The sequence below is a fragment of the Nonomuraea sp. SBT364 genome, from assembly GCF_001083785.1.
In the GTDB taxonomy this organism is placed as follows: domain Bacteria; phylum Actinomycetota; class Actinomycetes; order Streptosporangiales; family Streptosporangiaceae; genus Nonomuraea.
The window spans coordinates 39,809-50,691 of sequence record NZ_LAVL01000018.1 but is presented as its reverse complement, the minus strand read 5'-3'; the positions used below and the strand labels follow the sequence as shown (position 1 = coordinate 50,691).

The window sequence follows — 10,883 nt, the reverse complement described above, 5'->3', positions numbered from 1 at the left end:
CCCCCAGCACGCCGTTCGGCATCCCTACCAAGGTCGATTTTGACAACCATTTTCATTTTGCAGCATACTGACTCACATGATGTCAGGACATTCCCGCCTGCGTGCCGCCGGGCTCCTCGCGGGCGCCATGCTGCTCACCACCACCGCCTGCGGAGCCGATTCCGGCGCGACGCCCGAGGGCAAGCCCCAGGTCCTCGCCGCGTTCTATCCGCTGCAGTGGCTCAGCGAGCAGATCGCGGGCCCCGACGCCCAGGTGTCCGTCCTGACCGCGCCCGGCGTCGAGCCGCACGACCTGGAGCTCGGCGCCCAGCAGATGGCCCAGCTCGAGGACGCCACGCTGACCGTCTACATCAAGGGCGTGCAGCCCGCCGTCGACGAGGCGGTCGACCCCGAGCGCAGCTTCGACGCGGCCACCGCCGTGGCGACGATCCCGGCCGGCGAGCACGAGCACGAGCACGGGGAAGAAGGCCTCGCCGAGGAGGGCCACGCGGAAGAGGGCCACGACCACGAGGTCGCCTACGACCCGCACCTCTGGCTCGACCCGGCCCGCCTGGCCACCGTCGCGACCAAGCTGGGCGAGCGGATGGCCGCCGCCGACCCGGCGCACGCGCAGGGCTTCAAGGACCGCGCCGCCACCGCCGCCTCCTCGCTCACCACGCTGGACCAGGAGTTCTCCACGGGCCTGACGACCTGCGCGACGCGCACGATGGTGACCGCGCACGAGGCGTTCGGCTACCTGGCGGACAGGTATAAGCTCAAGCAGGTCGGCATCACCCTCGACCCCGAGACCGAGCCCTCGCCCGCCCGCATCGACGAGGTGGCCAAGCTCGCCAAGGCGGAGAAGGTGACGACCATCTTCACCGAGGCCCTGGTCAGCCCCAAGGTCGCCGAGGTGCTCGCCGCCGAGGTGGGCGCGAAGACGGCCGTGCTCGACCCGCTGGAGAGCAAGCCCTCGGGCGACTACCTGTCGGCCATGCGGGGCAACCTCAAGACCCTGCAGTCGGCGTTGGGATGCACACCTTGACAGAGACCGTCTTCGCGATGCGCGACGGCCGGGTCACGCTCGACCGGCGGCCCATCCTGCGCGGCATCGACCTGGCCGTCCGCCCCGGCGAGGTCGTCGCCATCATGGGCGCCAACGGTTCCGGCAAGTCCACGCTGATCCGCGCCCTGCTCGGCCTCACGCCGCTGTCCGGCGGCCGGACCCTGATGTACGGGAGCCCGCCCGCCAGGTTCCGCGACTGGTGGCGCATCGGCTACGTGCCGCAGCGGCTCTCGGTGGGCGGCGGCGTGCCCGCGACGGTCGGCGAGGTGGTCACCTCCGGCCGCATCGCCCGGCAGAGCCGGCTGCGCCGCACCAGCGCCGCCGACCGGGCCGCCGTGGCAGGCGCCCTGGAGGCCGTCGGCCTGTCCGACCGGGTCCGCGACCCCGTGCAGGCGCTCTCCGGCGGGCAGCAGCAGCGGGTGCTCATCGCCCGCGCCCTCGCCGGCGAGCCCGACACATACGTGATGGACGAGCCCACCGCGGGCGTCGACGCCGACACCCAGCAGCTCCTGGCCGACACCCTGGCCAGGCTGGTGGCCGACGGCAAGACCATCGTGCTCGTGGCGCACGAGCTCGGCCCGCTGGAGCCGCTCATCACCCGCGGCGTCGTCGTGCGCGAAGGCCTCGTCGCGCACGACGGCCCGCCGCCCCGGCCCGAAGGCGACTGCGCCAGGCCGGGGCACGAGCACGTCCACCCGCACGCCGCCGAGGCCACGGCCGGGCCGCTGCGGGGCTGGCAGGGAGAAGCATGATCGATTTGCTGGACCGGCAGTTCTTCCAGTTCGCGCTGATCGCGGCGTTGCTGGTCGGCCTCTGCGCGCCCGCCGTGGGCACGTTCATCGTGCAGCGCAGGCTGGCGCTGCTCGGCGACGGCATCGGGCACGTGGCGCTGACCGGGGTCGCGCTCGGGTTCCTGACGGGCACCGCGCCGGTGCTCACCGCCGTGCTGGTGGCGGTCGCGGGGGCCGTCGCCATCGAGCTGGTCAGGGCGCGCGGCCGCACCAGCGGCGACGTGGCGCTGGCCCTGATGTTCTACGGCGGCATCGCGGGCGGCGTGCTGCTCATGGGCATCGCGCCAGGCGGCAGCAACGCCAAGCTCAACTCCTACCTGTTCGGCGCCATCGCCAGCGTCACCGAGCAGGACATCTGGATCATCGGCGGCCTGGCCGTCGCCGTGCTCGCGGTCGTGGCGTTCTTCGGCAGGGAGCTGTTCGTGCTCTGCCAGGACGAGGAGATGGCCCGGGCCAGCGGGCTGCCGGTGCGCTTCCTCAGCCTGCTCATCGCCGTCACCGCCGCGCTCACCGTGGTCATCGCGATGCGCGTGGTCGGCCTGCTGCTCGTCAGCGCGCTCATGGTCATCCCGGTCGCTACCAGCCAGCAGCTCACCCGGGGTTTCCGCACCACGATGCTGCTGGCCATGCTGTTCGGCGTGATCGCCGCCGTGGGCGGGCTGCTGGCCTCCACCGCCTCCACCCGGGTGCCGCCGGGGGCCTCGATCGTGCTTCTTGCTCTTGCCGGCTTCGTCCTGGCCCTGGGTGTGGGTAAATTCGTACGCCGAGGCCGATCCCAGGAGTCGACATTGACCGAGCCAAGCACGCGCGCCGAGGAGGTCGTATGACCACGAGACGCGATGCCGTGCACGACACCCTCCGCCAGAGCGAAGGCTTCCGCAGCGCGCAGGACGTCTACGCCGAGATGCGTCAGCACGGCGCCAAGATCGGCCTGACCACCGTCTACCGCGCCCTGCAGGCGCTGGCCGACGGCGGCCACGTCGACGTGCTGCGCACCGACGACGGCGAGTCGGTCTACCGGGCGTGCGAGACCGGCGAGCACCACCACCACCTGGTGTGCCGCCGCTGCGGACGCACCGTCGAGGTGGCCGGGCCCGCCGTCGAGCGCTGGGCCGAGACGGTCGGCACCGAGCACGGGTTCACCGAGATCACTCACACCGTCGAGGTGTTCGGCACCTGCTCGTCCTGCTCGCGCGTGGCGCGCCCGGCCTGACCCCGGCGCGACCCGTACAGCACCCCCAGCACCACCACCGCGCACCCGGCGAGCTGGAGGGCCGACGGCCGCTCGCCGAGCGTCACCGCCGACAGCACCACCGTCGTCACCGGCTGCACCAGCAGGAGCAGCGCGGTCAGCACGGCCGGCTGCCGGGGCAGCGAATAGGTGATCAGCAACCAGCCGAGCACCTGCGGGCCCAGCGCGAGCAGCAACAGCCAGCCGTGCGCGGGCCACTGCGGCACGAAGCTCGCCCCGCCGAACAACGGGCTCAGTGCCGCGATCGCCAGCGTCGCCACCACCGTCGCGTGCGCCAGCGGCCCGGCCGCGCGCCCCGACCCGGCCTTCATCAGCAGCAGGAACGCCGCGTACGAGATCGACGTCGCCACGCCGGTCAGCACCCCGAGCGCCGGGTCGGCGCCGTAAGCCGCGCTGTCGAACACCCCCGAGATCAGCACCACGCCGCCGAACACCACCGGTGTGGCGATCATCAGCGGCGTCGACGGCCGCTCCCGGAACAGCGCCCACGCGGCGAAGGCCACGATGAACACCTGAAGGTTCCCCAGCACGGTCGCCAGCCCCGCGCCCACGTAGTCGATGGTGTGGTGCCAGAACAGCAGGTCGAACGCGAACGTCAGCCCCGCCACCCAGGCCAGACGACGCGGCCTGCCGGTCAGCGGCCCCAGCCTGCGCCGCTCCAGCCAGGCCAGCACGAGCATGGGCGGCACCGCGTAGGCGCACCGGAAGAACGCCGACGTCGCGGGCGTGACCTCGGCCAGGCGCACGAGCGGGGCGGAGGTCGAGATGATCAGGGCTCCGGCGATCGCGATCAGCACGAAACGACGATGTGCACTCACCGAAACCCCCGACCCCCCGTGGGAGAGATACGCTGCGACCACGCTAGAACCCGGTCCGGACAGGAGTCAATATGCCGTTTGGCCATGACATGGTGCATGCGCTGGCCACCGTCGTCGAGCTGATCAACACCTCCCCCTCCACCGGAGGGGACGACGGTCTGGCGACCCTGGCCGATCTGCAGTCCTTCGTCGAATCCCGTGAGGTCAGCGGCATCAGCACCCTCACCCCGCGCGACCTCGGACAGGTACGCATCGTACGGGAGGCGTTCCACCGCGTCTTCGTCGCCCCCGACCAGCCGTCGGCCGTCCGCACCCTCAACTCGCTGCTGTCCGAGACCAGGATCACGCCCCGGCTGACCGAGCACGACGGGCATCCGCTGCACGTGCACTACTTCGCGCCCGACGCGACCCTCGCCGAGCACCTGGCGGCCGACTGCGGGGTGGCCCTGGCGCACCTGCTCGTCGAGGGCGAGCACGAGCGGTTGCGCACCTGCTCGGCGCCCGACTGCGAGCACGTCTTCGTGGACGAGTCACGCAACCGGTCGCGCGTCTACTGCGACAGCCGGACCTGCGGTAACCGCATGCACGTGGCCGCCTACCGGGCCCGCCGCCGCGGCTGAGCAGGTCCCGGGCCGCCCGCTTCCGTCGTAGGCTGAATCCGCACGCGACCGGAGACAGGAGGCCGAGGTGACCGCGACGACGCCGACCGAGACTGTGGCCCAGACCGTGGCCCAGACTATGGCCCAGACGGTGGCCGGGGTGATGGCCGAGCTGGCCGCGCTCGAGGACCCGAAGGCACGCCAGGTGAACGAGAAGCACGGCGACGACCACGGCGTCAATCTCGGCAAGCTGCGCGCGGTCGCGAAAAGGCTGAAGACGCAGCACGAGCTCGCGCTCCGCCTCTGGGAGACCGGCGACACCGCGGCGAAACTGCTGGCGCTCCTGATCTGCCGCCCGAAGGCGTTCGGCCGTGACGAGCTGGACCTGATGATCCGCCAGGCGGGCACCCCCAAGGTGCACGACTGGCTGGTGAACTACGTGGTGAAGAAGAGCCCGCACGCCGAGGAGCTGCGCCTGGCCTGGTTCGCCGATCCGGACCCGGTGGTGGCCTCCGCCGGCTGGGCGCTGACCACCGAGCGCGTGGCGAAGAAACCCGCGGGCCTCGACCTCCCGGGGCTGCTCGACGTCATCGAGGCCGAGATGAAGGACGCGCCGGACCGCCTGCAGTGGGCGATGAACCACTGCCTGGCCCAGATCGGGATCGACCACGCCGAGCACCGCGCCCGCGCGATCGACATCGGTGAGCGCCTGGAGGTGCTCAAGGACTATCCGACCTCCCCCGGCTGCACGTCCCCGTTCGCGCCCATCTGGATCACCGAGATGGTGCGCCGCTAGCGCGCCGGTCAACCGGCCACGACACGCTCCAGGGTGCGCCGGCCCATCCGGCTCATGGCCGGGTTGCTCTCCGCGTAGTACCAGACCAGGCCCATGGCCTGCTGGAAGGCCCACGCCCGGCCGCGCTCCCATTCGAGGTCGTCGCAGCCGAGCTCGTCGCGGAACGCCTTGCGCGGCCCCGCCTCCAGCAGGTGCCACGCGCTCACGAGATCCAGCGCCGGGTCGGCCGGTCCGAAGCCGCCGACGTCGAGGACCCCGGCCAGCCGCCCGCCGGAGACGAGCACGTTGCCGGGGATCAGGTCGCCGTGGTTCATGACGTCGGCGCCGCCCCGGGGCAGCGTCCGCAGGCGGGCCCACAGCCGGCGCAGCCGGGGGACGTCCAGGAGCCCCGCGCTGTGCCCGAAGCAGGTTTCCATCCACTCGTCATGGGCCCGCAGGTCGCCGCCTCGGCCCGAGCCGGTGAAGGTGCGGCCCCGGGTGCCGACGGCGCGCAGGTCGTGGATGAGCGCGGCCAGGTCGTGCGCGAACGCGACCGATTCGCCCGGGTCGTCGTCCGTGGCCACGACACCGGGCAGCCACGTCTGCACCGACCACGGGAGCGGGTAGCCCGCCCCCGGCTCGCCGAGCGCGACCGGCTCGGGCGTGCGGAACCGCGTGCGCCCGGCCAGCTCGCCGGCCGCGCGGGCTTCCGCCCGGAGCCCGCGCCGCGTCGCCTCGACGTCGCCTGGCTGCAGCGGGAAACGGGCGGCGAGCCGGTCGCCGACGCGGAAGATGGCGTTGACCGTGCCCTGGCCGGCGACGCTCTCGACGGGCAGCCCCCGCCACTCCGGGAACTGCTCGTCCACCAGCGCGCGGACCGTCTCGGGTGTCACCATCAGCTGGCCGGCGTGCATCTTCACACAGCGAAGCGTCCCGCGCCCGAATCCGGGGCCGCAACCTCTTTTCGGCCCCCTCAGGCGCGGGCGAGCTCGGCCACGGCGTCCGCCACCCGGGCCACCTCCTCCTCGGTGTTGTAGTAGTGCGGCGACAGCCGCAGGCACCACTCGACGTCCTTGTCCGTGAAGTCGAACTGGGCGAACTCCCGGAAGCTGAGCGCCGAGTTGATGCCGCGCGCGTCCATCGCCGCCTTGAACGGCTGCGCCTCCCACCCCTTGATGCCGAACGTGACCAGCCCCCCGAGCTGCGGGCCCCGGTCGAGCACGCGCACGCCGGGGATCACGGCCAGCCGGTCGCGCAGCCGAGCCGCCAGGGCCGGGGTGCGCCGGGCGATCGCCGCCATCCCGACCTCGCGGGCGTAGGCCACGGCCGCCGCCGAGCCCAGGACCGTGGCGTACGGGAACTCCCAGTCCTCGAACCTGGCCGCCGTACCGACCGGCTCGTAGCGGTCCGGCGCGGCCCAGCGGGCGCCGTACATGTCGATGAACAGCGGCTCGTAGCCGGCCCGCAGCACGCGGTCGGACACGTACAGGAAGCCCGAGCCGCGCGGGCCGCGCAGGAACTTGCGGCAGGTGGCGGTGAGCAGGTCGCAGCCGATCTCCGCCACGTCGACCGGGTACTGGCCGACGGACTGGCAGGCGTCGACCAGGTAGAGCAGGTCCAGCTCGCGGCAGTGCGCGCCGATCTCGGCGACCGGCTGCACCAGGCCGGAGTTGGTGGGGATGTGGGTGGCGCTGACCAGCCGGGGCCGGAGCTCGCGCATGAGCGCGGCCATCGCCGGCACGTCCACCCCGCCCTCCGGCGTGTCGGGCGCGTGCACGACGCGGACCCCGTACCGCTTGCGCAGGGACAGGAAGGCGATCTGGTTGGAGATGAAGTCGTTGCGGGTGGTCAGGATGACGTCGCCCGGCTCGAACGGGATCGCCGAGAGCGCCGTGGCGTAGGCGTGGGTGGCGCTGGTGGCGAAGGCGACGTTGCCGGGCGCGCAGTTGATCAGCGCGGCGATCTCGGTGTAGAAGCCGCGCACCTGCTCGGCGCGGGCGGCCGAGGCCTCGTAGCCGCCGATGCCCGCCTCCAGGCGCAGGTGGTCGACCATGGCCGTCAGCACGGGCGTGGCCAGCAGGCCGCATCCGGCGTTGTTGAAGTGCGTGACCTGCTCGCACCCCGGTGTGTCGGCCCGCAGGGCCAGAAGCGTTTCCTCGCTGAACTCAGAAGCGTTACTCTTGTCCTTCATGTCCGACAGTAGCACTTCTGAGATGGTTTCGGCTCTCCGGAGGCTGATCGCCGGCCTCGCGCCCGGCGACCGCCTGCCGAGCAGCCGCGAGCTGACCGGCCGGCACCGCGTCGGGCCCGCCACCGTGTCCCGCGCGATCGCCCGGCTCGCCGCCGAAGGCGCGGTGATCACCCGGCCGGGCAGCGGCACCTTCGTGGCCGCCCGTCCCTCCGGTCCCGGGGGCTCGGCCGACACCTCCTGGCAGGCGGTGGCTCTCACCGGGCGCGACGCCTCGGCCGAGCCGCCGATCCCGCTGCCGGACGGCGCGATCGCCCTGTCGGGCGGCTACCCGCACGAGTCGCTCCAGCCCACCCGGGCGCTGGCCGCCGCGCTGGCCCGCGCCGCCCGCCGCCCCGGCGCCTGGCACCGGGCCCCGACGGCCGGTCTCGCGCCGCTGCGCGCGCTCTTCGCCCGCCAGGCCGGCGGCTCGGTGGGCCCCGACGACGTGCTCGTCACCGGCGGCGGGCAGGGGGCGCTGTCGATGCTGTTCAGGGCCATCGTCGCGCCCGGCGGGCCGGTCCTCATGGAGTCGCCCACCTACCCGGGCGCGCTGGCCGCCGCCCGCGCCGCCGGCCTGCGCCCGCTGCCCGTGCCGATGGACGCCGACGGCATCCGCCCCGACCTGCTCGCCGACGCCTTCGCCATGACCGGCGCGCGCCTGCTCTACTGCCAGCCCACCTTCCACAACCCGACCGGTACGGTCCTCGCCCCGGGCAGGCGTGAGCAGGTGGTGGAGGTGGCCAGGGCGGCCGGCGCCTTCCTCGTCGAGGACGACTTCGCCCGCCACCTCGGCCACGGCGGCCCGCTGCCGCGCCCCCTGGCCGCCGACGACCGCGACGGCACCGTCATCCACCTCACCTCGCTGACCAAGCCCGCCTCCCCCAGCCTGCGCATCGGCGCCCTGATCGCCCGCGGCCCCGTCATGCGGCGGCTGTGGGGGATGCGCTTCGTCGACGACTTCTTCACCGCCAGGCCGCTCCAGGAGGCCGCCGTCGAGCTGCTCACCACCCCGGCCTGGGACCGCCACCTGCGGACGCTGTCGGCCGCCCTGCGTGAGCGCTGCGCCCTGCTCACCGCCGCGCTCGCCCGCGACCTGCCCCACTGGACCGTCACCCGGCACCCGGCCGGCGGCCTGCACCTGTGGGTCCGCCTGCCCGACGGCGTCCAGGACACCACGCTCGCCGACGCCGCCCGCGCCCACGGCGTCGCGGTGGACGCCGGCACCCGCTACTTCCCGGCCGAACCCCCGGGCCCGTACCTGCGCCTCGCCTTCGCCGCCGCCCCGAGCCCGGCCGACCTCCCCGAAGCCGTCCGCCGCCTCGCCACGGCGATCGGCTGACCCGGTCCTACCGGCCCGCTCCCCCGCGTCCCGCCGTGCGCTCCCTGACGCGGCGCGTCAGCAGGCCCGCGGCGGTGGCGAGGACGACCAGGTTGAACACCATCTGCGCCAGCACCAGCGTCCTGGCCACCTGCCCCTGCGCGTGGACGTCGCCGAAGCCGACGGTGGCCAGCGTCGAGACGGCGAAGTAGAGGGCGTCGGTGCGCGTCCGCAGCCCGGCGAACTCGCCCTCACCCCAGACGGCCACCCCGTAGTCGGCCAGGGCGAACAGGACCACGCCTACCACGGTCACCGACGCGAGACCGGTCGCGGGCAGGGTGCCGGGCTCGGCCGTCGCCTGCCGCCGGATCGCGCGGGCGACGCTCCACACGACGAGCGCCACCCCGGCCGCGAACACCGCCGCGCGCGCCCACCTCAGCCATACGGGCACGCCCGCCTCCAGCGGCACGAGGTAGTAGAGCGCGATGACCAGGCCGGTGTTCCAGATCAGTCGCCACATGCTCTGACGTTGCCCGCGCCGGGGGCCGCTCAGACCTGGTTGGGCACCGCCCCGCCGTAGCGGCGGTCGCGCTTGGCGTAGGTCTCGCACGCCTCCCACAGGTCGCGCCGGTCGAAGTCGGGCCAGAGCCGGTCCAGGAACACCATCTCGGCATAGGCCGACTGCCACAGCAGGAAGTTGGAGAAGCGCTGCTCCCCCGACGAGCGCACGAACAGGTCGACCGCCGGGATCTCCGGCTCGTCGAGGTAGCGCGCGAACACCTTCTCGTTGACCTTCGACGGCTTGACCCGGCCGGCCGCGATGTCCTCGGCCAGCTTGACCGCCGCCTCGACGATCTCGGCCTGGCCGCCGTAGTTGACGCAGAACTGCAGCGTCAGCGTGCGGTTGTGCTCGGTCATCGCCTCGGCGGCCTGCAACTCGGAGATCACGCTCTTCCACAGCCTGCCCGGCCGCCCGGCCCAGCGCACCCGCACGCCCATCGCGTTGAGCTCGTCGCGGCGGCGGCGGATCACGTCGCGGTTGAAGCCCATGAGGAAGCGCACCTCCTCGGGCGAGCGCTTCCAGTTCTCCGTGGAGAAGGCGTACGCGCTCAGGTAGGGGACGCCCAGCTCCAGGGCGCCCTCGATGACGTCGAACAGCGACGCCTCACCCGCCTTGTGCCCCTCCGTGCGCGGCAGGCCGCGGGACTTGGCCCAGCGGCCGTTGCCGTCCATGACGATGGCGACGTGCCTGGGCACCAGGTCGCGCGGGATCGGCGGCGGCGTCGCGCCGGACGGATGCGGCGACGGCGGGCGGGGATTCACGCGGGCTCTCTTTCTACGTGGCGCAGCGAGCGGATACCGTGCTCCAGATGCCATTGCAGGTAGGCGGCCACCAGGCCGCTGCACTCGCTGCGATGGCGCGGCTCGGAGGCGTCGGCGGAGACCCAGTCGCCCCGCAGCAGCGCCGTCATGAGCCCGATCGTCTCGCCGGCGGGCACGGCGGCGCCCGCCTGCTGGCAGGCTCCGCACACCACGCCGCCCGCCACGATGGCGAACGCCCGGACGGCCGGGGCCCGGCACTTGGCGCACGTCTCCAGCGCGGGCGCGTAGCCGGCGACGGCCAGCGAGCGCAGGAAATAGGCGTCGAGCACCAGCCTGGCCTCGTGCTCGCCGTCGGCCAGCGTGCGCAGCCCGCCCACCAGCAGCAGGAACTGGCGCAGCGCCGGCTCCTTCTCGCCGTGGGTGAGCCGGTCGGCGGTCTCCAGCATCGCGGTGCCTGCGGTGTAGCGAGGGTAGTCGGCCGCGAGCGTCTCGCCGTAGGGCCTGATGGTCTCGGCCTGGGTGACCACGTCGAGCGTGCGGCCGGTGTGGAGCTGCAGGTCGACGTGGGTGAACGGCTCCAGCCTGGCGCCGAAGCGCGAAGTGGTGCGGCGCACCCCCTTGGCCACGGCCCGCACCTTGCCCGTGCGCTTGGCCAGGATTGTGACGATGCGGTCGGCTTCGCCGAGCTTTTGCGTGCGCAGGACCACGCCCTCGTCACGGTAGAGACTCACT

13 protein-coding genes are annotated in these 10,883 nt (G+C 73.2%); 7 read left to right on the top strand and 6 right to left on the bottom strand.

Annotated features, from left to right (window positions below):
- Positions 1–76 precede the first annotated feature (76 nt).
- The 4 genes from ADY59_RS11840 to ADY59_RS11825 are packed head-to-tail and all read left to right on the top strand — an operon-like array spanning position 77 to position 3,049.
- The gene (locus tag ADY59_RS11840) at positions 77–1,024 is read left to right on the top strand and encodes a metal ABC transporter substrate-binding protein (protein WP_156325430.1); all 948 of its coding nucleotides are present in this window, start codon (positions 77–79) and stop codon (positions 1,022–1,024) included.
- 17 nt (positions 1,025–1,041) lie between these two features.
- Positions 1,042–1,797, top strand: coding sequence for a metal ABC transporter ATP-binding protein (locus tag ADY59_RS11835; protein WP_231618671.1), 756 nt, complete (start codon positions 1,042–1,044; stop codon positions 1,795–1,797).
- Positions 1,794–2,663, top strand: a complete 870-nt coding sequence (locus ADY59_RS11830; protein ID WP_049561407.1) for a metal ABC transporter permease — start codon at positions 1,794–1,796, stop codon at positions 2,661–2,663. The genes ADY59_RS11835 and ADY59_RS11830 overlap by 4 nt, the downstream gene beginning before the upstream one ends.
- Positions 2,660–3,049 carry a Fur family transcriptional regulator gene (locus ADY59_RS11825; protein ID WP_049561405.1) on the top strand — a complete coding sequence of 130 codons (390 nt, stop codon included), beginning with the start codon at positions 2,660–2,662 and terminating at the stop codon, positions 3,047–3,049. Before ADY59_RS11830 ends, ADY59_RS11825 begins: the two co-directional genes overlap by 4 nt.
- Here ADY59_RS11825 and ADY59_RS11820 read toward each other — a convergent pair.
- Positions 2,989–3,885 (bottom strand): DMT family transporter, encoded by an 897-nt coding sequence (locus ADY59_RS11820; protein ID WP_231618669.1) that lies wholly within the window; start codon positions 3,883–3,885, stop codon positions 2,989–2,991. The two genes, ADY59_RS11825 and ADY59_RS11820, sit on opposite strands and share 61 nt — an antisense overlap.
- A 92-nt stretch (positions 3,886–3,977) precedes the next feature.
- On the opposite strand from ADY59_RS11820, the gene ADY59_RS11815 reads away from it, so the two are divergent.
- Both ADY59_RS11815 and ADY59_RS11810 read left to right on the top strand, forming a co-directional pair.
- Positions 3,978–4,526, top strand: a complete 549-nt coding sequence (locus ADY59_RS11815; RefSeq protein WP_049561400.1) for a CGNR zinc finger domain-containing protein — start codon at positions 3,978–3,980, stop codon at positions 4,524–4,526.
- 118 nt (positions 4,527–4,644) lie between these two features.
- Positions 4,645–5,301: a DNA alkylation repair protein gene (locus ADY59_RS11810; RefSeq protein WP_156325436.1), complete on the top strand. Its 657-nt coding sequence runs from the start codon at positions 4,645–4,647 to the stop codon at positions 5,299–5,301.
- 8 nt (positions 5,302–5,309) lie between these two features.
- On the opposite strand, the gene ADY59_RS11805 is transcribed toward ADY59_RS11810, so the two are convergent.
- Together ADY59_RS11805 and ADY59_RS11800 are read right to left on the bottom strand one after the other, a co-directional pair.
- A complete protein-coding gene (locus ADY59_RS11805; protein ID WP_049561517.1) occupies positions 5,310–6,194 on the bottom strand; it encodes an aminoglycoside phosphotransferase family protein in 885 nt (294 codons plus the stop codon).
- Between the two features lie 59 nt (positions 6,195–6,253).
- A complete protein-coding gene (locus tag ADY59_RS11800) occupies positions 6,254–7,471 on the bottom strand; it encodes an aminotransferase class V-fold PLP-dependent enzyme (RefSeq protein WP_049561398.1) in 1,218 nt (405 codons plus the stop codon).
- A 22-nt stretch (positions 7,472–7,493) separates the two neighbouring features.
- Here ADY59_RS11800 and ADY59_RS11795 point away from each other — a divergent pair, with 22 nt between their 5' ends.
- Positions 7,494–8,849, top strand: a complete 1,356-nt coding sequence (locus ADY59_RS11795) for an aminotransferase-like domain-containing protein (protein WP_231618668.1) — start codon at positions 7,494–7,496, stop codon at positions 8,847–8,849.
- 7 nt (positions 8,850–8,856) lie between these two features.
- Here the strand turns inward: ADY59_RS11795 and ADY59_RS47480 are convergent, their stop codons facing one another.
- Genes ADY59_RS47480 through recO form a run of 3 tightly spaced genes read right to left on the bottom strand, consistent with a single transcriptional unit; the run spans position 8,857 to position 10,882 of the window.
- Complete coding sequence (locus tag ADY59_RS47480) at positions 8,857–9,348, bottom strand: potassium channel family protein (RefSeq protein WP_053174673.1); 492 nt, start codon at positions 9,346–9,348, stop codon at positions 8,857–8,859.
- A 29-nt stretch (positions 9,349–9,377) separates the two neighbouring features.
- A complete protein-coding gene (locus tag ADY59_RS11785; RefSeq protein WP_049561394.1) occupies positions 9,378–10,151 on the bottom strand; it encodes an isoprenyl transferase in 774 nt (257 codons plus the stop codon).
- Positions 10,148–10,882 (bottom strand): DNA repair protein RecO, encoded by a 735-nt coding sequence (recO, locus tag ADY59_RS11780; RefSeq protein ID WP_049561392.1) that lies wholly within the window; start codon positions 10,880–10,882, stop codon positions 10,148–10,150. The genes ADY59_RS11785 and recO overlap by 4 nt, the downstream gene beginning before the upstream one ends.
- Position 10,883 lies beyond the last annotated feature (1 nt).